Raw genomic sequence first — 25,623 nt, 5'->3', positions numbered from 1 at the left:
GGGCGGGGCCATGGGGCCACTTCACCTCGCCGCGATGGGAGGAGGGAGCCGCTCGCCGTCACCGGCTCCCGGATGACGGTGAGCGGTCGGCTGCCCAGCCCGGCCTGCTCAGGGCGCGCGCTCGAAGACGGCCACGGCCTGGACGTAGTCGACCGTCACCCGAAAGAACTTCAGCGCATTGCCTCCCAGGGCTCCCTCGATGGGCTTGTCCATGTACTGCGACATGAACTCACGGAAGTTCGGGTCGGGCCGGGTGGTGAACCAGACGGGGCCGACCTCATGGCCCGCGACTTCGATGCGGGGAACCTCGATGAGGGCCGAGCCTGGAATAAGGGTGTCTCCATCCTCGATGACCCGCCAGTCCGGGTGACGCTGGTGCCAGCGCTCGTAGGTGGAGCGGGTGATGAAGCTCGTGGCGCGGTCCGCCGGCCGGCCATCCGCGAGCACCTTGCTGGCGGACTCCGTGAGCGTCAGCATCGCTCCCGTGTCGAAGAGCAGGTCGAGCGTCTCTCCGTCCACCCGGACCTGGATGCGCGGGTAGTTCGTCTCCCGCTTTCCTTCCGAATCTGCGGGGAACCCCAGCGTCACCCGGTGCGGAGGCGCCACCTCTGGAAGGTCTCCCGCGGCGCGCAGCCACAGCTTTCCGGCGGGATAGTCGAACGTCCAGACCCGGCCCGCGAACCAGGCCTGACCGAGCATCCCATCCCCATAGACTGACCGGTCCTGGACCTCCGGCGCCACGACAAGCCGGCCCTCGGTCCAGTCGGGCCCCGGTATCCAGGCGTCGGGCCGGAAGTCGGGAAGCCGCACCCAGTCCAGGACTCGGTCACTGTCTCCCTTTCGGGAGATCCGTTGCAGTTCCAGTCGCGTCACGAGGTCCGGCTGGATGAAGAGACCTCCCCCGGTGTCCGTGTAGAACGTCAGCGTCTGCCCGTCGCGAGTCACGGGCTTTACCAAGATGCGATTCTCGCTGAACAGGACCGGTAGCGAGAGCGGACGGCCGGGCTCCGGCGCGGGGTTCCCGGAAACGGCGCTGGGGCCGGGAGTGGTGGTGCAGGACGCCAACACTCCAAGGAGCATCAACACGAGTCGTCGCGGCATGCGTGCGGTTCCTTCCGGCAGGCTCAGCTTCAGCTCGAATGGAGCTGGCCCGCTCTATTGTCGACGCGTCCAGCTCCCGAGTTTCGTGGGAGGCAGCTCGCGAACACGCCTTGCTTCTGTCCTCACGTTGCAGGTGTAAACGTGAAGCGGGGGTGGCGTTCGTCTCGTGGCTTCCCGGTAGTCTCGCTCCTGCGCTACTCGGCCGCGAGGGTGCGCGCCGTGGAGAAGTCCACCTCCACCTGCTTCGCTCCCGGCCCATCGAGCGTCACGGGCAGATGCACCACCGCCACATCGGAGCCTTCGGACCCGTCCCGCGTCACGAGCAGCGTGTAGTGGCCCGGGGAGAGCTGGCTGAACACGGCCTCCATCCGCGCGTCATGGGGCGCGTCCGGAGACCGCGACAGGCGGGAGCGCGGGTCGGGCGTCAGCGCGCCCATCAACAGGTGACGGGTCTTCTCCCACGTCGATGGCCTGGGGACCGCTCCCTCCAGCAGGAACGCACTCACGTCCTTTCGCGGCAGCCGGACTCTCAGCGAGGCCGGCCCCTCGCGCGCGGTCAGGTCCACGCGCAGGGTGCCTCGCTTGGGCAGCACGACACGCCGGGGCGTGAAGACGAGCGGCGGAGGAGAGTGCTCGGCCGCCCGTTCCGCCCGTGACACATCGACGTGGAGGACGCACTCCCTGCCGCCCTCCAGCCCGTGCAGCACGAAGCGCCCCGTGGCATCGACCGGCTGGTAGAACGACGTGCAATCGCTGCCCAGATCCGCGCCGGCCACGGGCCGTCCCTCACCGTCCGTCACCACGCCGGTAACGCTGGCCTCGGGACCGAAGCGCACCGTCACCGAGTCCTCGTCGGCCGCCACGGGCACGCGCACCATGGGTATCTGACCCGGCGGGCCGGAGCGCGCGGGCGGCCGCTTGTCGACGCGGAGGACCAGGGGTTCCCGCTCGAGGCGGCTCAGCGTGAAGCGGCCCTCCGCATCCGTCCGCGTGGTCAGGGGGTCCATCCTGGAATCTCGGGGAGGGGCCTCCCGGTCGAGCATGACGACGGCCCCGGCAATGGGCGTGCAGCCATCGTCCTTCACGACGCGCCCGCTCACCTCGCGGCCCGGCTGGAGGACGATGGGCTCGGTGAGGCGGAACGCCTTTCGCGCCGGGACCTGGACGGTGCGCCGCTCCACCGCGAAGCCTTCCGCGATGACGGCGAGGGTGACGCGCCCCGAGGGCACGATGATGCCCTCGAACCGGCCCGTGGGACTGTCGACGTGCTCGTCGTTGACGCGGAAGCGGAGGTTCGTGACGGGCCTTCCCTCCGGGTCCACCACCTCGCCCTGGAGTGTGCTCCGGCGCGGCAGCAGCAGGGCCACCGTGTCGTGCCCGGGAGGAACCTCCACGGGTGGGGACTCCTCGAATGACTCACTGCCCTCCATGGCCCTTATGCGCACCGGCCCCTCGCGCAGGCCCTCCAGGGTGAAGCGTCCCTGGGCGTCGCTGCGGGCCCGGCTCTGCTCCTCGTCCGGGGTCTCGGACAGGAGCAGCTCCCGGAGGCTGCCGGGGTCGGGGCTCGTCACGGGCGTGGCCAGAATCTCCACGTCCCGCAAAGGGCGGCCCTCCGCATCGGTCACCCTGCCGGTGAGGGGCGGGCGGACGCGGCTGCCCTCGAACGAGAGCACGACGGAGTGACCCTGGTTGGGGGCGAGGACCACCTCCTGGGAGGTGACCCACTGGAAGCCCGGCCGCGCCCAGAGGGCCTGGACGCGATGCGGGCCCGGAGGAAGGGGACCGAGCTCCGCTTTTCCCCGGGCATCCGTCCGAGGCGCGCCCATCCACATCGGCAGGCCCAGAGCGGAAGCGTCCTGCACACCGAGCAGGACCCCGGGCAGGGGCTGCCCCCGCGCATCACGGACCTCCACGCTCAACGTCGACGTCTTCCATACGAGCTCGACGTCGGACCGGGGCGCGACGACTTCCATGTCGTTGGGCGCCTGGCCTCCGAGGGACACCCTCAACGCGACTGGCCCCGGGGGGAGCCCCGACAGGGAGAAACGTCCCTCGGCGTCGGCCGTGGTCCGCATTTCGCCCCAGTAGAAAGTCACCCCGTGGCCCATCACCTCCGCGCCCGGTAGCGGCTGGCCCCGGACGTCCACGACGCGGCCGGAGATGGCGACGGACGGCGTCAGCCTCACGTCCACCCGCCGCTGCTCTCCGGGGAGGAGGTCCAGGCTCCAGGTCGCGTCCCGGTATCCTTCCGCGTTGATGATGATGAAGGGAGGGATGTCCGAGTCCACGCGCGGCGTGAGGCGGAGCTCTCCGGCCGCGTCCGTCAGCAGCCCGTCCTGGCTCTCGGAGGGCGCGGGCCCGTGGGCCATGAGCATGGGCGGATTGAGGGCGACGCTCGCCCCCGGGATGGGGCGGCCCTGCGTGTCCACCACCCGCAGGAGCACCTCGGCCCGGCGGACCTCGGTGGAGCAGGTCTCCGGTCCCCGTGAAGGGACTCTGGCCTCCGGCGCAGGCCCGGCGTGGGAGCACGCGGCCCACGAGAGCCCCAGGGCCGAGACGAGCAGGAGGACTTTCAGTGCCTCTCGCGAAGAACGCATCCGTCGCACCATGGCTCAGGTCGAATCCGCGTTCCATCGCTCGACCATCAGGTCGATGAAGCGCCGCACCTTCGCCGGCAGGTGACGTTTGCTCGGGTAGATCGCCATGATGCGGACGGCCTCCCTTTCGAAGGACGGCAGCAGCGCCTCGAGTCGCCCGCTCGCCAGGTCTTCGTCGACCAGGAAGCCGGGAAGCGCGGCGATGCCCAGCCCCGCGACAGCGGCGTCCCGGAGCGCCTCGCCACTGTCGAGACGCAGGCGGCTTCGCCCCTCCACCTTCACCCAGGAGCCGCCCTTCGGGCGCAGACGCCAGCTCTGTCGTCGCGTGCGGCTGCTGAAGATCAGGCAGTCATGCGTCGCGAGTTCCTCCAGCGTCTCGGGCCTGCCGTGGGCCGCGAGGTAGGAGGGCGCGGCGCAGATGACCGCCCGGTGTTGAGCCACGAGCCGGGACACCAGGCGCGTATCGGTGCTGGACGCATTGATGCGCACGGCCAGGTCGTAGCCCTCCTCGATGATATCCGCGGCGCGATCGGTGAAGCTCACCTCCGCCTGCACCTCGGGCCAGGTCCGCAGATAGTCCCGCAGCAGGGGCAGGACATGGAGCCTGCCGAATGCGTCGGGCACGGTGAGCCGCAGAACTCCCCGCGGGGTGCCCGTGCGCTGCCCGACGCTGGCTTCCGCTTCGTCCAGGGCCGCCACCACTTGCAGGCAATGCTCATGGAAGACCCGGCCATCGTCGGTGAGGCTCAGGTGGCGCGTCGTGCGATTGAGCAGGCGCACCCCGAGGCGGGACTCCAGCCGGGCCAGGGCCTTGCCCGCCGCCGAGCGCGTCAGGCCGATGGCCCGGCCGCCGCCCACGAAGCTGCCCGCGTCCACGACGGACATGAAGGCGAAGATCTCATCCAGCTGGGCGCGTTTCATCGAGGGCTGTCGATTGTAGCTCCCGCGTCGCCGGAGAGGGGAACGCCGTTCGACAATGGGGGCGGTATACGAGCGCGGAATTCACCTCCAACTGGAGCCCATCCATGCCCGTGACCCTCATCAACCCCGCCGGACTCCCGAATACCGACGCGTTCCGATACCGCCAGGTGGCGATTGCCACGGGCACCCGACAGGTGCACATCGCGGGGCAGGTCGCGTACGACGCGAATGGACAGCTCGTCGCACCGGGTGACCTGGCGGGGCAGGTGGCGCAGTCCCTGCGCAACGTCGCCACCGGCCTCGCGGCCGCCGGGGCGACGTTCAGCGACGTCGTCCGACTCACGTTCTACGTGGTGGACTGGAAGCGGGAGATGATCACCGACTTCCTCGCGGGCATCGAACAGGTCGCCGAGGAGCTGAAGCTCGCGCCAGCGCCTGCCTCGCTGATCGGAGTCTCCGTGCTCTTCGAGCCGGGCGTCCTCGTGGAGATCGAAGCCACCGCCGTCGTGGACTGACCCACGCGGCAACCCGCGCCCCACGCCTCAGCCGCCCCGCGCCTGCGCTCCTCCTGTGCCAGGGAGCGCCTGCGAGGGGCGAAGGGGCAGGGTCATGACGAAGGTGGTTCCCTTGTTCTCGGTGCTCTCAAACCCCAGCGTGCCCCCATGCCGCTTGGTGACGATGCCGTAACTGAGCGACAGCCCGAGCCCGACCCCTTCTCCAGGTGGCTTGGTCGTGAAGAAGGGCTCAAAAATCCGTTCACGCGCCGCGGCGGGAATACCGGTCCCGTTGTCCTCGATGCGAATCTCCACATGGCCGTCCCTTCCACGGGTGGAGATGCGGATGGTCGGGACATATCCGCCAGGCGCGCGCTCGTGCTGCTCGCCGACGGCATAGAAGGCATTGTTCAGGAGATTGAGCAGCACGCGCCCCAGTTCGTGGGGGATGACTTCAACTGGGGACACGCCAGGAGCCAGGTCTCTCTCGACCGAGACCTGGACGCCGGGCCGCCGGCTCAAGGTGCCCTCGTGGAAGAGCCCGAGGTGCTCTTCGATGAGCCGGTTGAGGTCTGTCATGCACCGCTCTCCCGGCCGCATGGTCGCATGCTCCAGCATGCCGCGGACAATTCCGTCCGCGCGTCCTCCATGCTCGGCAATCTTCCGGGCCACCAGTTTGCAATCGCTGGCAAGTGACTCCAGGGCCGCCTGGTTGTCCGCTGGCAGGCTCTTGAGCTCTTGCAACAGCTCATCCATCGTCTCGACCAAGGAGAGCGAGAAGTTGTTGACGAGATTGAGTGGGTTCTTGATTTCGTGCGCGACTCCCGCCGTAAGCTGCCACATCGACGCCATCTTCTCGGCCTGGATCAACTGGTCCTGCTTCCGGAGGATCTCCTCGTTGGCCTGCCGGAGTTCGATGTTCCGCAGTCGATGGATCTCACCTTCGAGCGCATGCCGCCTGGCGATCTCGCTCTCCTTCTTGGCTTCATTGATTCGATTCGCCAGCGCAAGCGCGAAGAGAATCATTTCCACGGCCGATCCCGTCAGCATGACGTGCTGGGTGAAGATGTTGTTGGGCACCCATCCCTGATTGACGCAGGGGACGAAAACACCTGCCACCCCGAGCATGCACCAGCCCGCGAGGAAGAAGCGCGCCGGCTGGAAGCCACGCCTCCAGACAATGGCGGGCATGATGAACATCAGCGGGCCATACACCAGCGCCAGGGCGCTCAGCGTGATTTGTGATACGCGAGCCGGTAGGAAGAGCGCCAGGGGCGCGGAGATTCCGCTGATCGTCGCCAATACACACACCAGCCGGTCCAGCCTGGGAGCCGCTCTGCGGATATGCAGGAATGCGCGTGCGAACAGCGCGCCGAAGAGGCATGCCAGATGCCCGAAAAACGGCCAGAGCCGTGCCCACAAGGGGCCAGATTCGGGAAAGTAGGTATGACCGACTGCCTTGAAGGCCAGCCCGACAAAAGACCCGAGGGAAATGATATAGATAATATAGTAGAGATATGTCCGGTCCTTCAGGAAGAAGTACAGGATGGCGTTGAACAGCACCATGCTGACGACGATGCCGACATAGATCCACCACGGAATGAACCGATCCGCGTTCTCTTGTATCAGCCTGTCGCTCGTCAGGATTGCCGCGGGTATCGCCACGATGGATGAGGTCTGAACGCGGATGTAGACGGTGATCGGTTCCGTGGGGGTCTCGGGCAGGTTGAAGACAGGGTCGCGGTGAGCGATTTCCCGCTTTGCCCAGGGAACCAGCACCCCGGCACGCCGGACGTCAAAAGACCCGTCTGGCCGCTGAAAGTAGACGTCCACATGTTCCAGGTTCGGGTCCCTCACCGCCAGGAACCAGCGTCGTTCCGGAACCCGGTCCTTCTTGAGATAGGAGAAGCGTGCCCAGTAGACGCTGCGAGAAAAGCCGTACTTGGGCTGCGCCTCTGGCGAGGGAGTGAAGCGATGTGCGAAGTCGGCCCGGGACACATCCTCGATGGTCAGTGTCCCTGACGCGTCCTCCAGCACGAACATGTGCTCCCCGGCGTACCAGATGTCCCGGGTGCCCTCCACCACGACATCCGGTGGAGCCGCCAAGGCGGCTGACATGTGGATGAAGCACAGAAAGAGCGCGATGGCCTTGGGGCTCCCCAGGCGCTTCACCCAGGGATCGAGCACGGCCCCGAGAGGGAGGGTGCCACATGATGCGCGGTCCGCCATGCTGTACCTTCCTGGAAGCCGCCGCCTGCCTGGAGACGGTATCCGAGACGCAACACCACCCCGTGGTGAAGGGCCCGGAACCTCACGATTCCGGGCCCTCATGGCTGGCGAGCTGTGCGGGCAGGGAAGACGTTATTGGAGCCTGGCGCAGAGGGGCTGCATCTGATCGACAAGGCTCCACGTTCGCAGTCTGAGCCGGGTGACCATGGAGCCGTTCCTGCACAGGTCGGAGAAGGAGGCGCCGCCGTTTCCCCCCGCCAGCCACGGACTGGAGTCAACCCCGTAGCCGATGTTCCAGGTCGCGGGCCTCGCGCAATGCATTCCCAGCCCATCGACGTAGGCACCGCTGCGGCCATGGAAACCCACGATGACCATGCCGCTGAAGCAAGTACGTTCGAAGTAGGAACCTCCATCTCCACCTTGGGCGCTGGCGTAATGGTAGGAGCCAAGACTCCCATCGCTGTTCACGTACCGGCACACGAGGCCAAGCCTGTCTATGTACTGTCCGGCGCGGCCGTGGACGCCCACCGCCACGGCCCCAGGGGGGCATTCGCTGCTGGTCGGGGCGCCCCCACTGCCACCGCGGAGAGGCAGCGTGTAGGGGATATAGGGGGAGTTCCGGGTCACGAGGGTGTCGATCAACGCCGCGCCGGGGAAGTCCATCATCATCACCCCGGTGCGTTGCACGTTGCCAGCCGCCAGGTAGTTCAAGGTGGAGGCATTGACGGATTGGGCGAAGTCGCTGGGATTGTAATAGAAGAAACTGGAGGCGCTCAGGAAGTTGACATACATGGCGTTGGGAGCGCCCCCGTTGCTTGCCGTGAGTTGATTGCGTACCAGCTCCCACTTGCTGCCTGGGTTCGATGCGTCCCACACATCCTGAAGGTTGAGGCTGCTCCACGGGATGCCGTATTGGCCATTCGAGAAGTCATCGAGGATGACGATCTTGCCTCGCACCTCTCCCAGGGACGGAATGTAGCTCTGGCGCCAGATGAAGCTGGAGTAGGCAGACGCGTTTCGATACCAATCGAAGGTCGCGGCGAAAGAGCGTGTGGAGTTCTCCTCGGAGTGTTCCTGCTTGATGCGCATCAGGAGGGTCTCGGATGGGCGCTCCCGCAGGAACTGCACGGCCGTTGCCAGGACATCATCGAAGTTGGCCCTGAGGTAATAGGCCCCATGGTGCATGGTGAAGCGATCACCGACATGGCGGGCACGGATGTCCAGGACACGGATGCCAGCATCGAGTTGAGGGCGCAGTTCCACGCTCTGGGCCAGAACCCAGGAGCGCTCGACTCCCGAGACGTACCACTCGGTGTCATTGGCCATGGTGTCGTGAGTGCCCGGAAGTGAGAGCGCGGCCAGACTGGTCGAATCGGGGACCCAGCGCATCCAGTCAGGGTGATACGTCGGAATCGAGGCTCCCGAGTTGTAGGACTGACTCTGCGCGGCGGCGCGCTGCGCCGGAACGAGCAGGGCGAGAAGCAGGAGCAGAAGCGGAGGAAGGGGACGACGGAAGTTCGACAGCATGAGCGCTCTCCAAGGCACGAGCACGGCAGGGAAGCTCCCTGGTTCTCTTGCACAACGGAGGATCGCGAATACCGCCGGCTGGCGCTGTGAAGGGCTTCACTCGACGCGGCGCGCGGCCCGTGTGGCACGCGTCAGCAGCCCTGGGGCGCATGGGACACCCCTGGCTCAGCGCAGCATCGGATAGTCCGTGTAGCCCTTCTCCTCGCCGACGTGCTGGACGCGATGGGACGATGCGCCACCGGACGAGGTGGCGATCGTGCCCGGTGGTGCGTCATGCAGGGAGATCCATATAATAATAAATATCCATAAAAAAGGTATAATCTTGTTTTCCATGGTAATGATTGTCTGCATCCTCTAGGCTCACGGCTGGGCGCGGGGGGCTCAGGCCGCTGGCAGCGCTCGCTCATCGGTAAACCAGGAGGTGCACGATGAAGGGCATGATCATCCGGGTTGCGGTCGTTGCCGGTCTGATGTGCAGCGCCACTGCTTTCGCAGCCGACGGCACGGCATACACCTCGGACGCGGGAGACATCGCAGGCAGGACCCACTTCGACGACAACGGCGACATCTACACCGTGTACGACATGGATGCCGACAACGAGGGCGTCGTCGGCTGGATCGAGGTCCAGCAAGCGGACGGGTCGTGGAGGGCCTTCCGGCGCGTCTACGTCGGCTCCGGGGATGGCACCCACGAGAGCAACAACGTGGACATCGTCCGCGAGGGCGCGCGGGTCAAGATCGTGGCCTGCCGGCAGAACGGCCCCAGTGGCAATCCGTACGCGTGCGGTACGGCCATCGTCACCGGCGGCTGACGCGAGTATGAACGAACGGGCCAGCCACTCCTCATGCGGGGTGGCTGGCCCGGGTCATCGACACGGCCAGTGTCCGGGAGCTCGTCAATCCTCTGGCGAAGCTCCGGGCCGGGTAGCCGGTCGTGCGAGCGCATCGTCGTGCAGGACGGAAACCGCGCCGGGCGGGGAGTGGGACTCCCGACAGGCGCGGAGCCTGTCATGGGGACAGGCCGTCGCGGTGACTACTCGCGGCTGATGGTCTCGTTCAGGATGGTGAAGTCACCCGTCGGGCCCGCTACGTCGATGCCGGAGAAGCTCGTGTACGGGTAGTGGCCGTCGCCAATCTCCTCGACGAGCTCGAGCTGGTTGCCCCGGACTTCCTTGCCGTCGATGAGCACGCTGAAGGCGCCGTCACCCGCGTTCATGCGCCACACGCAGGCGCCGTCGCGGATGGGGTGGTTCGGGCTGATCGCGCGCCAGTTGTGGAAGTCCCACCACCACCACCAGTGGATGATGATGATGATGATGATGTAGCGCTGAGGCTCATAGCTGGTGGACCCCACGAGCTGGCCGTCATTGTACACGTTCACCCGGTACTGCGAGCCTCCCGGCGTGCCGGTGAAGTTCGGCAGCAGGGCGAGCTGGTTCGGCTCCCTGCCGGGAGCGACGTTCAGCGTGCTGACCGCCTGGTCTCCGTCGCGCGCCGTCAGGGAGAACGGAGTCCGGCTCTTGCCGACGACGATGGACGCCTGCTGCGACCAGCCGATGGCGCCCTCGAAGTTGCTGGAGACGCCGTCCGTCTTCGGGTCGCTGATGCCGGAGACCTCCACGCCCTTCTCGGACGCGGTGACCTTCGCGTTGCCCGTCGCGCAGCTCTGGATGCCGTCGAACCGCTCGACGCACTGTGCTTCCGCCTTCGCCTCCTGGGCCTTCAGGGGCGCATCCTGCGTGCCATCGCTCTCACCCTGGCAACCCGCGGCCAGGCTCAGGAGCGTGGCCGCCAACAGACGACCTGCCATCTTCATGTGCATGTCTTGCCTCGTTGATGGGGGTTCGCTCATCACCCGGGAGTGAAGCGCGCGGGAGGCCGAGCCTCGGCTTCCGGGCAGCGGAGCGCGATGCACCACCCGAGCCGTGTGGAATGACCCCCCGCTCCCCTGCGAAAGCACGAAAGGGACGCCCGGGAAGGCCTCCGCGCGTAGCGTCCCACGTCACAACCCCGCCCCCGCGTGTGTCGCTTTCCGTTACGGCCGCGTGACGCGGCGCGGCTCCAGGCAGCCGGTTCTTTTCCTGCGCATGCCCGCATGGAGAAATATGTGCTCGGCGAAGGGCCCCCGCTGCTTGGGCGCCGCATGCCTGACCTCGAGAAGTCAATTGTAATTCAAGCCTGCCAGAGCTCCCCCGCGCCAAATGTCGCAACCGGTGCGGGGGGCCCTTGGGGCTGTTGAGACGCGCTCGTATTCCTGGGCCTCCATTGAGTGGGTGCTGACGTGTTCGGTCGCCTTTCTCGACAGTCCAGGAGAAGCCATGAAGCTGATGAAGAGACTCGCCACCCTCGCGGGTGCGGCCCTCGCGATGCTGGTGGCCTCCGGCGCCGCGGTCGCCAGCGTCCAGCAGGCGCCCTCTCGGGAAACGTCGCTGCTGGCCTCCTCGGAGCTGCGGGTGGTGACGGCCAACCTCGCCTTCCGCGGTGATGCCGGGGTCCGCAGCGACTGGAACATCATCGGCCCCGAGGCCGACATCGTGTTCGTCCAGGAGGCCAAGAACGTCAACCTGCGCAACATCCTGGGTGACGCGTGGATCGTGCGTCAGGACACCTCGTCCGAGGACCGGCAGGGCAGCGCCGTGGTCATCCGCAGGTCGGCGGTGCAATCCGCCACCGATCTGAATCTGGTGAAGGGGACCGACAGCGACCCCTGCGGCATCATGACCCGGTGGATTGCCCGCGTGGACGTCCAGTTGCTCAACGGCCGCTGGGTCCGCCTCGCGTCGCTGCACATGCCCCCGGCGCGCTGCCAGACCGGTCCCGGCGGCCCCTACGACACCATGGCGGACAGCGTCGTGTCCTTCGCGAACCGCAGCGACAAGATGCTGGTCCTGGGCGCGGACTGGAACAAGGTGGTCGATGAGGACCCGAACAACATTGGCGGCCGCACCGGCCTGAAGCCGCGCGGCCCCGACGCGGGCCAGCGTATCGACGGCTTCTACGTGTCCGAGGCCATCGGCACCCGCGACCTGCACCACCTGCCGCAGACCGGCAGTGACCACCGGCCGGTGAAGATGACCATCACCGTGCCCGCGCCGTAGCTCCCCTGCGGCGCGGGCCCACACGGCCGCGCCGCTCATGCAGTCCCCATCACCCCCAAGGAGTCGTACCCATGCTGCGTTTGCCCACGAAGCTGTTCCCGCTGTCCCTTCTCACCCTGGCCCTGGTCGCCGCCGGCTGTGGCGGCACCGAGGCCTCCCAGGAGACCGCCACGGAGGTCCCCGCTCAGCCGGAGGTCTCCGCGCCTTCGGAGCATGACGGCCATGCGCACGAGGATGAGGAGGACAACGTGAGCGCCGCGGCGTTCGACGGTCCGTGCGCACCCTACTGTGATGACCAGTGCACGACCTACGCGCGGTGCCGGGCGCCCGGCCTGCCGACCGGGCTGTGGACCTGGCAGGACAAGCTCAACATCATCAACAGCAACCACGCCCACGCGAGCTGCGTGGCCGTCATCGCGAGCTCGAACCCCGCCGGGCACGTCGCCTACGTCAACCGGGTGGACTTCGCCCCGAACCCCAACCGCATCTACATCCACGAGTCCAACTGGGGCGGCAGCTACTGCACCGCGCGGGATGGCAGCAAGGACGGCCTGAACATCCGCGGCTTCTGGTGCCCCCGCGGCGTCCACACCGCCAGCTGCGCGGGCCCGATCTAATCCCATCGTGACGGGTGGCCGGGGAGGGCAGCTCCTCCCCAGCCGTCACACCGTGGAGCAGGGGGAGAGGGAACTCCCCAGCACCCCTCAAGGCGCGGGGGGCGAAACCGCCGCCGCCGGGCAGTCCCCCGTCCGGCGGCGCCCGGCCGCGCGTCCCGCGGTCTCCGAGCGCAGCCGGTCGCGCAGGCGCTCGGGGTCATGCAGCACCTGCCAGCCCTTGGGCGACAGCGACAGCAGCTTGTCGGCCGCCAGACCCGCCAGGGCCCGGTCCACGCTGCGCCGGGCGGCGCCAATCTCCAGGGCCAGCCTGTGGCGGGACAGCGGGTAGCGGATGACGAGCCCCTCGGCGCTCGGGCGGCCGAAGTGCTCCGCGTACTCCAGCAGCACGCGGAACAGCCGGTGCTCACAGCCCTCGAAGCCCAGGGCCCGGCTGGCGCGCAGGGTGCTCTCGAGCTGGGACGCCACCTCGTCCAGCACGCCTCGGGTGAGGCCATGGTCCCCGGAGAGCTCGGCCCGGAAGGTGTCCGCGGGCACCCGGAGGCCCTTCAGGGGCGTGAGCGCCTCCACCGAGACGGCCCAGGGCAGCCCGTGGAGCACCTCCAGCACTCCGAAGGCGCTCGGTGCCCGGAGCAGCTGCACGGTGAACTGGCTGTCCTCGGACAGCGCGTGGAAGACCCGCACCACACCGTGGGAGAGGAAGAAGACGTGCTCGCTCGCACCGCCAGTGGTGAGCAGCGCGTCTCCGGCTGGCAGGCTGAGCGGAAGGGCCGCCTGCTCCAGGCGGGCACGCGTCAGCGGGTGGCAGGTCTCCAGGGAGCGCCAGCTCATGATTGTGTCCCTTCGCCCGGTTCCAGGAACCACTCGCGCGAGGGGAGCGCGACTGGGCCTCTAGATGGGTAGAGGCCCGCGCGCGGCCGGCGTCTTGGAAAATCTGAAGGGACCAGCGAGGAGGCGCCGAGGTCGGATGTCGGGAATGGCGCGCCCACCCGGCGGGGGATGGGCTCATGTCACAGGCTTGCGCGCGCCGAGGCCACCTCGACGGCCTCGGATGCCAGGGCCTCCACCTCCGCGGCGGGCAGGTGAGGCCATGGCCGACGACGTGGACGGGGCACAGAGTGCCTTTGCCAAGGCCCCATCACCGCTACTCCCAATCGGCTCCTGGATGACCTTGAGCGGGACGCCCGTCATGGCGTTCAACCCATGATGTTCTTCTTATTGTGGAAGAGCGGGTCCCCCAGCCGACACACGTTCTTGCCTTCGAACTTCACGTCGAAGGAATACATCATGAACTCCGCCGGGCCCTTTGTGGAACTGCTCATCACGCCGCCACCGGCGGTGCCCGCCTCGTCGCCCGAACTCGTCTTGTACTGGGCGCCCTTCACCATGGGCATCTTCCCGTTGACGGTGACCTTCTTCGGCCCCTTCGACGCGTCCGAGGACATACCCATATTGGGATAGGGCAGCGGCACCGGCCCTCCCGGGCTGGGCGTCTTGCACACGTCCGGGAAGACGACGCTCTGCCCCCCGCTATCCTCGCTGGAAATACCGCGTCCATTGGCGAATACCTTCGTGCTCATCACGCCTCCGTCAGTACGCTAGGAACATACCCGGCTCACGCATCCACGCTTTCCAGCGACAACACCTGGAAGCGCACCTCCTCCACCCTCAAGGACCGCTTGTCACACGGCACCGCGCCCCGCCACGTCAGGCACAGCCGCCTCTCTGCCGGTGTCAGGTGCACCGTCTCCAGTCGGAGCTGGGGGCGCTCGGGCTTTCCGGCAATCCGCACCGTGGCCTCCACCGCGCAGCGGGGCAGCGCGAAGCGCAGCGCGCCCTCGGGGGACAGGTTGAGCAGCTCCACCGGATCACCGCCCTTCAATCCCTCCAGCGCACACAGCTCCGGAGGTGCCACGTGGAAGAACTCCTCCTTGAAGTCGCTCGGCAGGTACGGCGCGCGCCGAGTCTGCCAGGCCTCGTCGTAGGTACCGGCATATGACTTCCGCGGCTCCCACGAAGGCGCCACCGGCCCCACGCCCACCGGAGCGGGCGCGTCGGAGATGGAGCGGATGAGCTGCCGCGGATTTTCCAGGTTGGGCAGCGGGTGCCCCGCCATCTCCGAGCCCCCGCGCTTTCCCCGGAAGCCCTGTCCCACCGGGTTACGCGCCTCGCCCAGCATCCGCTCCTTCTCCACCGCGTGCACTCCACCGAAGGCCCGTTCCCACACGAGTGGCATCTTCGCGAAGGGTTCGGGCGATGAGATGCCAGGAGCCATCAGCCCGCCCTTCCACTTCCTGTCGCCGAACACTTGGATGGCCTGCCGTAACGGCCCCACTCGCACCTGCACCAGGCACGACTCCACGGGCCTACCCTGTGGCGCGTGCGCTTCACCCTCCACCAGCACATCCGTGCCCGGCTTCAGCAGGTGCGCCTCGCTCGCGGCCTTCAGGCTCGACTGGCCGGGCTCGCCCCGGTACCTGTCCGCGACGACCACCGGCTCCTGCTTTTCCGCGACGCGGAGCTGGCCCTCCTTCAGCAGGAACGTCGCCTTCAGCACCACGTAGAGCGTGTCCACGCCCTGCGCGTCGGGGAACAGGAACATGCCGGGCGCGAAGGGGGTATCGTTGCGAACCTGGAGCATGTCCTCTGTCCTCTCAGGCGCCGAAGGCCCACGCGGGCAGGCGCTCGCGGATGGCAGAGGCCCGGGCCAGCTCATCCCGCTGCCTCGCGGAGAATGCCCGCACCTGCACCGCCTGTGCCCCCTGCGTCCGCAGTAGCAGTTCCTGCGCATGCACGTGCCGCCGCCGCATGGGGCCCTGGGACAGCGCCTCCAGCAGCCCCGCGCCGGTGAAGGGGTGTCCTCCGAGGTACCGTGAGCTCGGCGCGAAATCCTTGCGCACCGTCTGCCACCAACGCGCGATCTCCGTGGGCGCGGGCCGGGGCAGCGCGTCCTCCGGGTGGAGCGACAGGTCCGCGTCCAGGTCCTCTTCTTCCAGGGGCGGCAGTGCGTCCCCTGGCTCCTCTTCGGGAAGCGCGTAGCGCTCCTCCAGCCGGAGCCCGGTGATGGCACTGAAGGCCTCACCCGCCAGCCGGGCCACGCGCGGCGGGCCCGCCATCGCCTCCAGGCACGCGTCCGCGGCGGTCCGCCGCCCGCTGAACCCCAGGGCCCAGAGCGCGTCCTCGCGAGCGGCTTCTTCCTTCAAGGCGGCGATGATTCGCTCCAGGGCCTTCTCCTCGCCCACCAGAGCCCGCAGCACCCACGCCTGCTTGCGGAGCGCGCCAGTGCAGGTGGCCGGGTCCACATCGTTGGCTGCCCAGGCCTGCCGCATGCCGAACAGCAGCCCGGCCTCGAAAGCAGCACGACGCACCTCCGGACGCGTGTCCCCCAGCAGCGCCTCCAGCTCCCTCGGGGGCGGCACCTTCGACGAGGGCCGGAGCGCTCGCAGCGCCGCCGCGGACACCGCGCCTTCCGGATGCCCCAGCAGCTCCACCACCACGTTCGCGGGCGCCCGTCCCCTGAAGGTCAGCACCTCCAGCGCCAGCGCCCGGGGCACCGGCTCGGACGTGGTGAGCCAGGAGACCAGGGTCGCCTCCATGCCCGCGTCCTCCGCCAGCTCCATGGCGCGGCGGAGCGCGGCTCCCACCAGGGGTGGCGCCTCGCCGGCCCGCGCCTTTACCGCCTCTAGCGCGACGGACGGCGAAAGCGCGAGCAGCGTCCAGGTCGCGGCGAAGACCTCGCCTGGGTCCGCGCTCTCGTTGACCAAGGGAGTCAGCGCCTCCACGGCCAGAGCGCCCGCCCCCGATAGTCCGTCCAGGTGCGCGAGCATCCGCTCCTCCACCCCGGCGGCCTCGTCCAGGGTGAAGTCGGGCGCGACCAGGGCCTGCTCCCACTGGCTCCACAGGAAGGAGGCTTCGGCGAGGTGCTCCTCGAAAACGTCGACCATCATCGCGGCACTCTCAGTTCACCTGGACGGAACCACCCTTGATGCGATTGACCCCTGAGGCCTGCGTCTCTACGTACACGCTGCGGATGACGACCTTGCCATTGCGGCGCAGGGTGATGCTGGCCTGACCGCACCGCAGGACGACTTCGTCCTTCCCCTCGATCACCACCCGTTGTCCGTCCACGAGGGCCTCCGTGGGCTCCGGCGCGGGTGTGGTGCCGGTTTCCTCCAGCATCGCGTCGAGCAGAGGAGTGGGGCTGGCCTCGTGCTCCAGGCCGATGACCAGCGGCAACCGGGGGTCGCCATCCTCGAAGAGCAGCACGGCGCTTTGCCGGGTGGCCACGGCGTTTCGTACCAGCTCCGGTGTCAGGTGGAGCGTGCGCTTCGCTGGCAGCGGTCCCTCCGGGTTTCCACCGAAGTCCACCAGGAGGCGCCCCTCCGCATCCATGCCGGTGAGCCACCCCAGCCTGCTGCCCCAGATGCGCTCGAGCGGCACCTTCTCCCTGGCCTCATCGGCGCGTTTTTCCGAGGGAATGGTCATGACGAATTCCTTTTCCAGGCCCGGCCCCGGCTCACGGTCGTCATTCTCTCACGGTCCCCCTCTGAAAATCACGAACCCTGCGGGTATCCTCCAGGATGAGAGGCGCACACGAGCGGATGAAGAGGCTTGTAGAGAGAGGGAAGGGAAGGCTGCTGACGTGGCCCATCTTCGCTACATTTCCTCTTCAACCCCGCGAAAATGCGAGTGATTTGTGGCAAAGATCGCAGACATCCTGGCAGTAGGAATGACTACGCCGGTGGGCCTCACCTCCAGCGCGACAGCTGCGGCAGTGCGGGCAGGCATCTCCCGTCTTCGGGAGTCTCCAATCCAGGACAAGCAGTTCAAGTCCATACGCGCGGGTTTCCTGGAGGAGGCGCACCTCCCACCGCTTTCCGAGAAGCTTCGGATCGCCAGCAGCCTGATGCCGGCACGCAAACAGCGCATGCTGCGGCTGGCGACGCAGGCGCTCAAGGAGGCAAGCCTTGGCAGTGCGGCGGCCCCCCTCTTTCTTGCCCTGCCCGAGTCAACAGGACAGCAGGAGGACTCCGCCGGAGCCAGCATCCTCGAGCAACTGGCAGTGCAGGCCGACGTGGCGCTCCACCTGCCGCAGAGCCGTGTCTTCCAACAGGGACGGGCCGGCGGGCTTCTGGCCGTTGAGAGCGCGTGCCAGGCGTTGCGCAGCGGTCGCTGCCGCACCGCGCTGGTGGGGGGCGTGGACACCTATCTGGACCTTCGTCTGCTCGCCGATCTGGATCTGGAGGGCCGCCTGCTCGTGGACGGAGCATTCGATGGGCTCATTCCCGGTGAAGGAGCGGCATTTCTGCTCCTCGGCGTTCCCGGGGCAACACGACACGAGAACCGCGTTCCCCTGGCGCACCTGCTCGGAGTGGGCCTGGGCAGGGAAGAGGGCCACCTGTACAGCGAGGTGCCTTATCGAGGCGAGGGGCTGGCCCAGGCCTTTCATCACCTCTTCGCAAGCGTGCCCGCCGATATACCGAAGACCCGTTGTGTCTACGCCGGCCTCAATGGCGAGAACTTCTGGGCAAAGGAGTGGGGAGTGGCGTACCTGCGCCATCGCCAACGCTTCGAGGAGCCCCTGCGCGTCGAACATCCCGTCGAATTCACCGGTGATTTGGGGGCGGCGCTCTCGACGACGATGCTGGGCCTGGCGGCAGTGGGCCTCTACAAAGGGTACCGGGAGGGGCCCATCCTCGTGTGGTCGTCATCGGACCGAGAGGACCGTGCCGCCGCGCTCGTAGTGGGGGCGCGTCGGGGATGAGAGACTCACCCGGGGGAGATGACTCGCGGGGGGACTGCTCAGCTTTCCTCCACCTCGATTGCCGAGACCCCCCAGCCGCCGGGACGCGGGTTGTTCTGGAACGCCTCGACTACACGCTCGCTGACCAGAAGCGTCCCCGTGTTTTCCGCCAGCCGGAACAGATCAAACGGGCGCGCCTTCTTCGCGTCCAGGACGAGCTCGGTGAAGCCGGCGAAAGGCATGCCGCTGGGTGAGCTTGTGATCTCAATAGACTTGGATTTCGATCTATCAGCCGCGGCTACCAACCCAAGGACGTTGACCGCGAAATAGCCACTCCATTCCACACCTGGCTCCCGTCCCTTGATGGTCGCCTCGAAGCACTCGAAGTTGTCCACGCCGATCCGGTGGAACAGGTCCACGAGCTCGGACGACCACACCGGAATGGACAAGCCGACGAAAGCTCGCGGTGGCTTGGTGCGGGTGAAGTTCGACGCAAAGACGAGGGGGCGCGGGAGTTGCTCGGTGATCCGTGCGCCCCCCAGGAATGTGGTGCCAAATCCAGGAAGTGAGGGCTCCTCGGTGATCCCGGAGGTCGCGTAGATATCAGGCTCGAGTCGGTAGAACATTCGTGCACCCACCAGGTCAGAATGACTTGACCTTCTTTTGAACGGCCTTGCTCCGCCGCATGGCGTGCGACGATATGAAATACGTCCAGGACTGAGGGCCAGACATCTGGATTTCCATCTGGATCCACATGGAGATGAGGTCCATCATTTCATTCACCTTCCACGAGGGATCATACGGTGGATTTGATGGCTTCTTGCCACACAGCGGGCATTCCTTGGACCAAGCCGTGATTCGGTCATTGAGCTGGGTCAGACGAGTGTGCACGACCTTCGGGTAGCTGGCTGCGGAGCCCGCCTCATCGGTGATTGCATGCTTGCCGTAGTGGAACTGCCCGGCCGATTCCATGGCGAAGTCGGCGATTTCGTTCTTCTCGGCCTGCGTCAGCGCGTTCGGATGAGGAGAGGGGTGATCCTCACGCTCCCAAGGGCGTGCCGGGCTGCGCCCGCGAAGCTTCTTGACGCTTTCTGGAGCAGAGGCGAGCCAGACACCGTTATCCGAGTTGTTGATGGAGTAGCCTGTGTCCTTCTTGATGTTCGGCCCCTTGCATAGCCATTTCTCGATGGGGTGGCCGTCCAGCACCTTCTGATCCCCTTCATTCTTGAGCAGATCTTGCTTGCCGGGGATCAGATGATGGGCCTCATACGAGTAGGGGCCAAACGTTGGATGCGACAACGGTGGATTGGGCTTGGGCTTTGCTGACGGTTTTGCCTGTCGCTCCGCTCCTCCATCCTTTGGCCTTGCTCCCGCTTGCTTGGATACCAAGTCTTCTGGGCTCACCATGATCTGCGCGAGCGTCGTCCCCGAGGCCTTTGCGCCTGGGTGGCTGACGAAGTCTTCATCCTTCGGCGGGGGGCAGAACGGGCATTTTTCCGCGATGTGAGGCGGGGGCATCGCGATGATTTCACCCATCTCCATGGAACCAACCCTCCTTCCGAGTACACGGCGATTATCTACCGCTCTTGAGGCTCGTCAGTCCAGGGATGGAGGGGCTCTCCCAGTCGGGTGTTCGGCTCAGCGCGGATGCTCCCCTTGCCGCCGGACATGAACAGACTCCGCGGGCACTGGCTGCTGCTGGTGGGCACCGACCGGGTGAGCGTGCTCGAAGACCGGTGCGTCGCCAGTCCGTCGAACCGGTCCACCAGCCGCAGCACGTCGGCCATCAGGATGTCGGCGACGGAGAAGCCGCCCGCCAGCCAGTCGCGCCCAGCCACCACCGACTCCAGGCGGCCGAGGCGGAGCTCCAGGACGTCGAGTCGTATCCACTGTGTCGATGCGCCGCGCTCAGGTCTCCACCGAGCCGGTGACGATGTCCGCCAGGGCGCCATCCTGTGTGCGGCCCACGACGAAGACGGAGACCTGCCCATCGACGGTGTCGTAGTGAGGGTGGGGCTCGCCAAAACGGATGCCCCGCAGCTCCTGAAGGTTCTGCTCCAGCGCATCGGGGATGAGGCTCCACTTCCGCCCGGGCTCCACCGACTCGGGAGCATCCGGCTCCAAGATCTGCTCGCGGTTGTGCAGGAACTTGCCCGCCTCCTTCACCTCCACCGCCCTCGCGCCCAGTCGCGGCAGGGGCTGGTCCTGGAAGAGCACATCCATGTGCTCGTCATGTTGGGCCGAGAGTCACTTCACCACCGCCTCCGGCGTCACCTCCCCGACGCTCGTCACGAGGCCCCAGGCTCCGCCATGTTGCACGTATGTCGGCGGCGGGATATCGAGTCCCGGGCGCGTCTGTGGATGGCGGAACGCGGGCACTCCTGGCTCGATCGATTCCGCCGACTGCTGGTACGCTGGGAGAAGCGCGAGGACACCTACTTGGGGATGCTGCACCTCGCGTCGGGCATCATCGCCTGATGCCACGCGCTCCTACCGAAACAGGCGAAGGCATCTTCCGTCCACCGAAGAGCACTGACGGGCAGGACTCTTGACCGTGGGGCCTGGCTGACAACTCCTGCTCGCCCCGCGGCGCGCAGCAGGTTATTGGACGACTTCAAACCTGCCGAGGGGTACGGCGAAACCGGCCCTCAAAGCGCAGTCTGCGTAGGAGAATCGTATGAGTCTTCTGGTGCTATGTGAGTTCAGAGCACGGACCGGCGGAGAGGCAGAGTTCGTGCGGGTGGCGCGAGCATTGGCATCCGCCGCCGCCACCGAGCCGGGAACGTTGCGCTACCAGTGGTTCACCACGCAGAAGCCCGGTCATTATTCGATAATCGAGGAGTACGTCGACGCCGACGCGGCCGAAACGCATAACAACCATGTGGCTTCACTGCTCCGCGAGGTCTTCGCGGTGGCTGAGCTGGTATCGGTGTCATTCTTCGGAGAGCTCAACCCGTACTTGCGCGAGTGGATCTCCGGCCGCGAGGGAGTCGCGGTCAATGTGCCGTTGTGACGTGTGACTCCGTCGAGTATCGCCCGCCCGGTGGTCTGCTCCAGCGCTGAGCACTGGAGCAGACCGCGAGTCCCTGCTCAGGCGATGAGCTCGGACAGCACGCCCTTGGGCAGCGCCGGGTCGCCGAAGTCGTCCAGATTCCCTCCGGCCGCGTTTCGCAGTCCCACCGCGCTGCCAATCGTGTTCAGCAGCCGGTTGTGGTTGGGGTTGCCGCCGCCCGACGCCTCGACGTAGACGCCCTGCTTGAGGAAGCCATTGCAGCTCCCGGCCAGGACGTAGGGGATGTTGCGCGCCGAGTGGGCCGGCCCGTTGCCCAGGTCGTTGTACCAGACGGACACGCCGTGCTCGATGAGCCGCTTGCCGTCCGGCATCTGGTAGGCCGCCAGCCGGTCCAGGAGGTACTTGAAGGCGCTCGCGAACTGCAGGTCCACCTGGTGGTGCAGCAGGTCCGAGCCGGTGATGATGCCGCCGCTGGAGTCGTGCGACGTGCGCCGGTGGGAAACGTAGTGGAAGTTCTCCATCAACTGATTCGTCGTCGGGTCGCGGTAGCGCGTGTCGCCGTCGTTGCCGTTGCCCACCTGGATGACGGCCGCGCGGGTGGTGCCGCACGCCACCGCCAGCACGGCGATGTCCATGTGCAGCTTCGCCGTGGCGAGCACCTCGTCGCCCATCGTGCTGTCATAGCCGGGCGCCTGCTGCTGGAGGAGAAGCTCCTGGTCCGCGCGCATGCGGCAGCTCAGGGCCACCTCCAAGTCCCGCACGTTGGACAGGTGCAAATCCAACCGCTGGCGGTCGGACGAGCTCAGCTCCGGGCGCTTCTGGAGCTGCTGGAGCTGGGCCTTCACCAGGTCGTTCACGCTCCGCTGCCGGACGAGGAGCTGCTCGCGCGCCTCGGGCGTCAGGCCGCCCGGGCCGCCAATCATCGTCTGGTACGCGGCCCACGGGTCATGCAGCGCGGCCTTGCGCACCCCGCTGCTCCGGTAGGAGATGCACGGGCCGCCGAGCCAGCCGCCGCGCCGGCCCGCGTAGAAGAATAGCGAGTCACGCTGCTGCGGGTTGAGCACGCGGCCGATGCGGTGGTCCAGCGACTCGCCCGCCGCCTCGGAGCCGCCGCCCGCGCCCTCCACCACGGGGCCTCGCGCCGTCATCCCCTGCAGGGCACCCCGGGCGTGGCCGTCCCCGTAGTTGTAGTCCCGCATGTTGATGTTGCGCACCACCAGCAGCCGGGAGCGGTGCTCCGTGAGCACGCCCAAGGCCCGCCCGGACAGGCTCTCCGCGGTGAGCGCGCCCAGCGTGCGCGGCCAGAAGCGCTCCGGCTCGGCGCCGAGCTCGCTCGTATTCTGTGCCGCGGCCACGCCATTGCCCTGACGGAAGAAGATGGCGTACGGCAGCGCCCCCGAGTCCGCCGCGTGGGCGACCCTCGGCATCAGGCTCTCGAGCAGCGGCAGGCCCAGCATGGCCCCGCCCACGCCCTTCAACATCAGCCGGCGACTCAGCTTCATGGCAGCTCCTCCGGGTGGCGGTTCACGAAGCCCTCGCTGGTGACGACCTCCACGACGAGGTCGACGATGGACAGCCCACCTTCCTTCGACAGCTTTCCGAGCCGCTCCACCAGCGGCCCGTCCTCCTCGGCGAACGGGCGCCCGTGGAGGTACTCCACCCAGTGCCGCGCGTAGCACGCATGCACCGACGCATCCTCCGCGAGCGCATCCGCCAGGTCGAGCGCGTCGCGCACCTGCACATTGTCGTCCCCGATGAGGGGGGACGCGCTGGCGTTCACCGGGTGGCCGTTGTCCGTGGTGCGGTAGCGGCCGATGGCGTCGAAGTTCTCGAAGGGGAAGCCGAGCGGGTTGATGAGGTTCGAGTGGCAGCTGGCGCACGCCGTGCCCGGGGCCTCGGTGTGCGAGGCGACGACCTCGCGGTTGGTCCGGCCCGCGGGTGCGGGGAGCGGCGGGATGTTGGCCGGCGGCGCGCCAATCTTCCGGCAGAGGATGCGCTCGGACAGGAAGACGCCGCGGTGGATGGGGTCCGGGTCCGCCGACGTCGCATGCGAGGCCAGGAAGCCCACCTGGGTGAGCACGCCCTTGCGCTCGCGCGAGTTCAGCGTCACGGGGACGAAGTCCGCGGTGAACGTCCCGCTCAGCCCGTACACGCGCGCCAGCTCGTCATTGACGAAGGTGGACGGCGAGGTGAGCAGGTCGCTGTAGCGGCCCTGGCGGGCGAAGACGACGTCCTGGACGAAGAGCGTGTTCTCCCGGGCGGCATACTCCGGGAAGCGCTGGGTCACCTCCGGGAAGCGCGTGGGCGAGGGCCGGATGGTGGCGTAGCGGGGCACGTCGAAGAGGGTGCGGTGGAAGGCCTCCACCACGTGCTTCGCGCGCGCGTCCTGGAGCATGCGCCGCGCCTGCGTGGCCACGCCCTCGCGCGAGTGCAGGGTGCCCTCGCTCGCGGCGGTGAACAGGGCGTCGTCCGGCATGGCGCCCCAGAGGCCGTAGCTCAGCCGCGAGGCCACCTCGTAGTCATCGAGCGGCACGCGCTCCTGCCGCGCCTCCGTGCTGCGCTCCACGCGGTAGAGGAAGTGGGGCGACTGGAGGAAGGCCTCCAGCACGAGCCGGATGCCGCCCTCGAACGCCGGCATGTCCGCGTAGGCCTGGGGCCCCTTGCGGTACAGCGCGAGGTAGCCCTCCACCTCCTCGGACGTCAGCGGGCGCCGGTGCGCGCGCAGGCCGAAGGACTCCACGAAGGCGCGGGCGCGCTCCTCGGCGGAGGCGGTGGACGCCGGCAGGATGCGCGCGAGCTTCGCCGCGCTCGTCGTCACCTGGCCGGCCAGCTCCGCGGCCGCGCGCTGGTAGGCGCCCCAGAGGGCCTCGTCGACGGAGAGGGCGCGCGCGTCGTTGTCGAAGAGGAAGCCGCTCTGGGCGGGGTCCGCGCGGAAGCCTTCCGCCAGGGCCGTGGGCGGCGCGTCCAGCCGGAGCAATTCCTTCACCGTGCTGGACCACTGCGCGTGCGTCAGGCGCGCCATGCGCACGGACCGCGCCGGCTTCTCGACGACGGTGGGGCCGGGCCCTCCCGGAGTCCCGGGGCCACCGGGCCGCTCCGGGTCATGAATCGTTCCCTCGCAGCCAGCAATCCCACCCAGGGCCAGGCCGAGCAGCACCGGCCGCAACCACCGTCCTCGCCCCGCTGGCTCTCGTGACAACCGTTGGGTCCGCGTACTCGGCACGAGCGCCTCCATGATTGGAAGTCATACCAATCGGATGGATGGCGCTTTCCTGTCAATGTATCCGTGTCTCATACGGGCATCGGTCAAATGGCCCGCCGACACGGATACTGGAAACTCGTGTCACAAGTGCAACCGGGTGTGGGGAAGGCGCCACAGGCGTGGGGGACAGCCCCCCTCAGATGGCGCCGTGACTAGAGCCGCAGGTACATGCCGAGGTTTCCGCTGAAGTACTGGTCCACGGCGCCGCCCGCGAAGACAGGGGCCCCTTCGGCGGCGTTGGTGCTGAGGGAGTAGCGCCGCATCTCGCCACCGAGCCGCAGGCCCAGCATTCGCGTCAGGGCGAACTCCACCGCCAGCTCGCCATTCAGCCCGGAGCCGCTCAGCTCCGGGAAGAAGCTGTCCGAGGAGATCTCGCCGCCGCTCAGCACGTGCTGGTAGCCCACCCGCGCCGCGATGGCCCACCGCTCCGTGAGCGCCTTGTACAGACCCAGCTCCACTTGCGCGAAGCGGTAGTCCACGTCCGGCAGGGCCAGGGTGCTCTCCGGCGGGAGCTCCACCGCGAAGGAGTGGGTGCCGTACAGGGCCCCCATGGACAGCTCCAGCCACTGAAGTGGCAGGCGGAAGCGCAGGCCTCCCTCGATCATCTGCGCGGTGGTGCCGTACTCCGTCCCATCCGGGGTCTGCGTGGACAGCCCGAAGGTGCGCGAGCCCCGCACCACCAGCCCCAGGTTGCGCACCATCCCATCCGTGAAGTGGGAGAGCGGGAAGTAGCCCACCGAGAGGCTCGCCGCCGCGGCATGGTTGAGGTTGTAGTTGGGCAGCGAGCCAGCGCGGTCATCCGAGAAGTTGAAGCGGCGGAAGAGGCCCTGTCCGGACAGCAGCACCTCCAGCAGTCGCCCGTCCTGGGGACGCGGGCTGTCCGCCTCCACCTCGGCCTTCACCGGCGCTTCCTCCTTCTTCGGGGTGGGCGGAGGCGGCTTCACCACCGGCGGACGCGTGGCCTCCGCGATGGGAGCCGGGGTCTCGACCTCCGGCTCGGGCTCGGGGGCGGAAGGGGTGACGG

At 67.6% G+C, this 25,623-nt stretch carries 24 protein-coding genes and 2 pseudogenes; 7 read left to right on the top strand and 19 right to left on the bottom strand.

Features of this window, described 5'->3' with window-relative positions; translation table 11 throughout:
- Window positions 1-108 precede the first annotated feature (108 nt).
- The 3 genes from HG543_RS30985 to HG543_RS30975 all read right to left on the bottom strand — a co-directional run bounded on the left by HG543_RS30985 (window position 109) and on the right by HG543_RS30975 (window position 4,619).
- Complete coding sequence (locus tag HG543_RS30985) at window positions 109-957, bottom strand: hypothetical protein (RefSeq protein ID WP_169348510.1); 849 nt, start codon at window positions 955-957, stop codon at window positions 109-111.
- 338 nt (window positions 958-1,295) lie between these two features.
- Entirely contained in the window at window positions 1,296-3,698 is a 2,403-nt protein-coding gene (locus HG543_RS30980) for a carboxypeptidase-like regulatory domain-containing protein (protein ID WP_169348509.1), read from the bottom strand.
- A 15-nt stretch (window positions 3,699-3,713) separates the two neighbouring features.
- Window positions 3,714-4,619 carry a LysR family transcriptional regulator gene (locus tag HG543_RS30975; RefSeq protein WP_169348508.1) on the bottom strand — a complete coding sequence of 302 codons (906 nt, stop codon included), beginning with the start codon at window positions 4,617-4,619 and terminating at the stop codon, window positions 3,714-3,716.
- Window positions 4,620-4,723: 104 nt separating this feature from the next.
- Here HG543_RS30975 and HG543_RS30970 point away from each other — a divergent pair, with 104 nt between their 5' ends.
- Window positions 4,724-5,134 (top strand): RidA family protein, encoded by a 411-nt coding sequence (locus HG543_RS30970; RefSeq protein ID WP_169348507.1) that lies wholly within the window; start codon window positions 4,724-4,726, stop codon window positions 5,132-5,134.
- Between the two features lie 27 nt (window positions 5,135-5,161).
- On the opposite strand, the gene HG543_RS30965 is transcribed toward HG543_RS30970, so the two are convergent.
- The 3 genes from HG543_RS30965 to HG543_RS30955 form a co-directional block, all read right to left on the bottom strand.
- Complete coding sequence (locus tag HG543_RS30965; RefSeq protein ID WP_169348506.1) at window positions 5,162-7,342, bottom strand: sensor histidine kinase; 2,181 nt, start codon at window positions 7,340-7,342, stop codon at window positions 5,162-5,164.
- A 132-nt stretch (window positions 7,343-7,474) separates the two neighbouring features.
- Window positions 7,475-8,869, bottom strand: a complete 1,395-nt coding sequence (locus HG543_RS30960; protein WP_169348505.1) for a phosphatidylinositol-specific phospholipase C domain-containing protein — start codon at window positions 8,867-8,869, stop codon at window positions 7,475-7,477.
- Window positions 8,870-9,034: 165 nt separating this feature from the next.
- Window positions 9,035-9,220 (bottom strand): hypothetical protein, encoded by a 186-nt coding sequence (locus tag HG543_RS30955; protein WP_169348504.1) that lies wholly within the window; start codon window positions 9,218-9,220, stop codon window positions 9,035-9,037.
- 77 nt (window positions 9,221-9,297) lie between these two features.
- On the opposite strand from HG543_RS30955, the gene HG543_RS30950 reads away from it, so the two are divergent.
- Window positions 9,298-9,681: a hypothetical protein gene (locus HG543_RS30950; RefSeq protein WP_169348503.1), complete on the top strand. Its 384-nt coding sequence runs from the start codon at window positions 9,298-9,300 to the stop codon at window positions 9,679-9,681.
- A 221-nt stretch (window positions 9,682-9,902) separates the two neighbouring features.
- Here HG543_RS30950 and HG543_RS30945 read toward each other — a convergent pair whose 3' ends face one another.
- Entirely contained in the window at window positions 9,903-10,685 is a 783-nt protein-coding gene (locus HG543_RS30945) for a hypothetical protein (RefSeq protein WP_246357419.1), read from the bottom strand.
- A gap of 502 nt (window positions 10,686-11,187) precedes the next feature.
- Here HG543_RS30945 and HG543_RS30940 point away from each other — a divergent pair.
- Together HG543_RS30940 and HG543_RS30935 are read left to right on the top strand one after the other, a co-directional pair.
- Window positions 11,188-11,967, top strand: a complete 780-nt coding sequence (locus HG543_RS30940) for an endonuclease/exonuclease/phosphatase family protein (protein ID WP_169348501.1) — start codon at window positions 11,188-11,190, stop codon at window positions 11,965-11,967.
- A gap of 71 nt (window positions 11,968-12,038) precedes the next feature.
- On the top strand, window positions 12,039-12,584 hold the full coding sequence (locus tag HG543_RS30935) for a CHAP domain-containing protein (protein WP_169348500.1): 546 nt from the start codon (window positions 12,039-12,041) through the stop codon (window positions 12,582-12,584).
- 87 nt (window positions 12,585-12,671) lie between these two features.
- Here the strand turns inward: HG543_RS30935 and HG543_RS30930 are convergent, their stop codons facing one another.
- From HG543_RS30930 to HG543_RS30910, 5 genes are all read right to left on the bottom strand, one after another.
- Window positions 12,672-13,412 (bottom strand): Crp/Fnr family transcriptional regulator, encoded by a 741-nt coding sequence (locus HG543_RS30930; RefSeq protein WP_169348499.1) that lies wholly within the window; start codon window positions 13,410-13,412, stop codon window positions 12,672-12,674.
- A 365-nt stretch (window positions 13,413-13,777) separates the two neighbouring features.
- Entirely contained in the window at window positions 13,778-14,161 is a 384-nt protein-coding gene (locus HG543_RS30925) for a DUF4150 domain-containing protein (protein WP_169348498.1), read from the bottom strand.
- 35 nt (window positions 14,162-14,196) lie between these two features.
- Window positions 14,197-15,222, bottom strand: a complete 1,026-nt coding sequence (locus tag HG543_RS30920) for a DUF2169 family type VI secretion system accessory protein (RefSeq protein ID WP_169348497.1) — start codon at window positions 15,220-15,222, stop codon at window positions 14,197-14,199.
- A gap of 13 nt (window positions 15,223-15,235) precedes the next feature.
- Complete coding sequence (locus HG543_RS30915; RefSeq protein WP_169348496.1) at window positions 15,236-16,528, bottom strand: TIGR02270 family protein; 1,293 nt, start codon at window positions 16,526-16,528, stop codon at window positions 15,236-15,238.
- Window positions 16,529-16,538: 10 nt separating this feature from the next.
- Window positions 16,539-17,066 (bottom strand): DUF6484 domain-containing protein, encoded by a 528-nt coding sequence (locus HG543_RS30910; RefSeq protein WP_169348495.1) that lies wholly within the window; start codon window positions 17,064-17,066, stop codon window positions 16,539-16,541.
- Between the two features lie 211 nt (window positions 17,067-17,277).
- Here HG543_RS30910 and HG543_RS30905 point away from each other — a divergent pair, with 211 nt between their 5' ends.
- Complete coding sequence (locus HG543_RS30905; protein WP_343073475.1) at window positions 17,278-18,345, top strand: beta-ketoacyl synthase N-terminal-like domain-containing protein; 1,068 nt, start codon at window positions 17,278-17,280, stop codon at window positions 18,343-18,345.
- Between the two features lie 38 nt (window positions 18,346-18,383).
- On the opposite strand, the gene HG543_RS30900 is transcribed toward HG543_RS30905, so the two are convergent.
- The 4 genes from HG543_RS30900 to HG543_RS30885 are packed head-to-tail and all read right to left on the bottom strand — an operon-like array spanning window position 18,384 to window position 20,547.
- Window positions 18,384-18,950, bottom strand: a complete 567-nt coding sequence (locus tag HG543_RS30900) for an imm11 family protein (RefSeq protein WP_169348494.1) — start codon at window positions 18,948-18,950, stop codon at window positions 18,384-18,386.
- Between the two features lie 16 nt (window positions 18,951-18,966).
- Complete coding sequence (locus HG543_RS30895; RefSeq protein ID WP_169348493.1) at window positions 18,967-19,866, bottom strand: AHH domain-containing protein; 900 nt, start codon at window positions 19,864-19,866, stop codon at window positions 18,967-18,969.
- Between the two features lie 35 nt (window positions 19,867-19,901).
- Window positions 19,902-20,276, bottom strand: coding sequence for a glutathione binding-like protein (locus HG543_RS54630; protein ID WP_343073474.1), 375 nt, complete (start codon window positions 20,274-20,276; stop codon window positions 19,902-19,904).
- Window positions 20,233-20,547: a nuclease A inhibitor family protein gene (locus HG543_RS30885; protein WP_169348492.1), complete on the bottom strand. Its 315-nt coding sequence runs from the start codon at window positions 20,545-20,547 to the stop codon at window positions 20,233-20,235. The genes HG543_RS54630 and HG543_RS30885 overlap by 44 nt, the downstream gene beginning before the upstream one ends.
- A 123-nt stretch (window positions 20,548-20,670) precedes the next feature.
- Here HG543_RS30885 and HG543_RS30880 point away from each other — a divergent pair.
- Together HG543_RS30880 and HG543_RS30875 are read left to right on the top strand one after the other, a co-directional pair.
- Window positions 20,671-20,802 (top strand): annotated as a pseudogene (locus HG543_RS30880) (IS5/IS1182 family transposase); the annotation flags it as partial.
- 199 nt (window positions 20,803-21,001) lie between these two features.
- On the top strand, window positions 21,002-21,337 hold the full coding sequence (locus HG543_RS30875) for a putative quinol monooxygenase (protein WP_169348491.1): 336 nt from the start codon (window positions 21,002-21,004) through the stop codon (window positions 21,335-21,337).
- A gap of 77 nt (window positions 21,338-21,414) precedes the next feature.
- Here HG543_RS30875 and HG543_RS30870 read toward each other — a convergent pair whose 3' ends face one another.
- The 3 genes and pseudogenes from HG543_RS30870 to HG543_RS30860 form a co-directional block, all read right to left on the bottom strand.
- Window positions 21,415-22,839 carry a DUF1552 domain-containing protein gene (locus HG543_RS30870; protein ID WP_169348490.1) on the bottom strand — a complete coding sequence of 475 codons (1,425 nt, stop codon included), beginning with the start codon at window positions 22,837-22,839 and terminating at the stop codon, window positions 21,415-21,417.
- On the bottom strand, window positions 22,836-24,494 hold the full coding sequence (locus HG543_RS30865) for a DUF1592 domain-containing protein (protein ID WP_343073476.1): 1,659 nt from the start codon (window positions 24,492-24,494) through the stop codon (window positions 22,836-22,838). Before HG543_RS30865 ends, HG543_RS30870 begins: the two co-directional genes overlap by 4 nt.
- Before the next feature lie 257 nt (window positions 24,495-24,751).
- Window positions 24,752-25,623: pseudogene (locus tag HG543_RS30860) on the bottom strand (hypothetical protein); the annotation flags it as partial.

It is taken from the genome of Pyxidicoccus fallax, assembly GCF_012933655.1.
GTDB lineage: Bacteria > Myxococcota > Myxococcia > Myxococcales > Myxococcaceae > Myxococcus > Myxococcus fallax.
Note: the sequence above shows the minus strand (reverse complement) of the source record. Positions and strands in the feature narration are given on the sequence as shown.

Coding starts and splice junctions, on each gene's coding strand:
- HG543_RS30920 (WP_169348497.1), bottom strand. CDS start 15,222: ATGCTCCAGGTTCGCAACGATACCCCCTTCGCGCCCGGCATGTTCCTG.
- HG543_RS30895 (WP_169348493.1), bottom strand. CDS start 19,866: ATGGAGATGGGTGAAATCATCGCGATGCCCCCGCCTCACATCGCGGAA.
- HG543_RS30915 (WP_169348496.1), bottom strand. CDS start 16,528: ATGATGGTCGACGTTTTCGAGGAGCACCTCGCCGAAGCCTCCTTCCTG.
- HG543_RS30910 (WP_169348495.1), bottom strand. CDS start 17,066: ATGACCATTCCCTCGGAAAAACGCGCCGATGAGGCCAGGGAGAAGGTG.
- HG543_RS30960 (WP_169348505.1), bottom strand. CDS start 8,869: ATGCTGTCGAACTTCCGTCGTCCCCTTCCTCCGCTTCTGCTCCTGCTT.
- HG543_RS30900 (WP_169348494.1), bottom strand. CDS start 18,950: ATGTTCTACCGACTCGAGCCTGATATCTACGCGACCTCCGGGATCACC.
- HG543_RS54630 (WP_343073474.1), bottom strand. CDS start 20,276: ATGGCGCCCTGGCGGACATCGTCACCGGCTCGGTGGAGACCTGAGCGC.
- HG543_RS30875 (WP_169348491.1), top strand. CDS start 21,002: ATGAGTCTTCTGGTGCTATGTGAGTTCAGAGCACGGACCGGCGGAGAG.
- HG543_RS30930 (WP_169348499.1), bottom strand. CDS start 13,412: ATGAGCTGGCGCTCCCTGGAGACCTGCCACCCGCTGACGCGTGCCCGC.
- HG543_RS30975 (WP_169348508.1), bottom strand. CDS start 4,619: ATGAAACGCGCCCAGCTGGATGAGATCTTCGCCTTCATGTCCGTCGTG.
- HG543_RS30980 (WP_169348509.1), bottom strand. CDS start 3,698: ATGCGTTCTTCGCGAGAGGCACTGAAAGTCCTCCTGCTCGTCTCGGCC.
- HG543_RS30955 (WP_169348504.1), bottom strand. CDS start 9,220: ATGCAGACAATCATTACCATGGAAAACAAGATTATACCTTTTTTATGG.
- HG543_RS30940 (WP_169348501.1), top strand. CDS start 11,188: ATGAAGCTGATGAAGAGACTCGCCACCCTCGCGGGTGCGGCCCTCGCG.
- HG543_RS30950 (WP_169348503.1), top strand. CDS start 9,298: ATGAAGGGCATGATCATCCGGGTTGCGGTCGTTGCCGGTCTGATGTGC.
- HG543_RS30970 (WP_169348507.1), top strand. CDS start 4,724: ATGCCCGTGACCCTCATCAACCCCGCCGGACTCCCGAATACCGACGCG.
- HG543_RS30935 (WP_169348500.1), top strand. CDS start 12,039: ATGCTGCGTTTGCCCACGAAGCTGTTCCCGCTGTCCCTTCTCACCCTG.
- HG543_RS30870 (WP_169348490.1), bottom strand. CDS start 22,839: ATGAAGCTGAGTCGCCGGCTGATGTTGAAGGGCGTGGGCGGGGCCATG.
- HG543_RS30885 (WP_169348492.1), bottom strand. CDS start 20,547: ATGGATGTGCTCTTCCAGGACCAGCCCCTGCCGCGACTGGGCGCGAGG.
- HG543_RS30925 (WP_169348498.1), bottom strand. CDS start 14,161: ATGAGCACGAAGGTATTCGCCAATGGACGCGGTATTTCCAGCGAGGAT.
- HG543_RS30965 (WP_169348506.1), bottom strand. CDS start 7,342: ATGGCGGACCGCGCATCATGTGGCACCCTCCCTCTCGGGGCCGTGCTC.
- HG543_RS30945 (WP_246357419.1), bottom strand. CDS start 10,685: ATGAAGATGGCAGGTCGTCTGTTGGCGGCCACGCTCCTGAGCCTGGCC.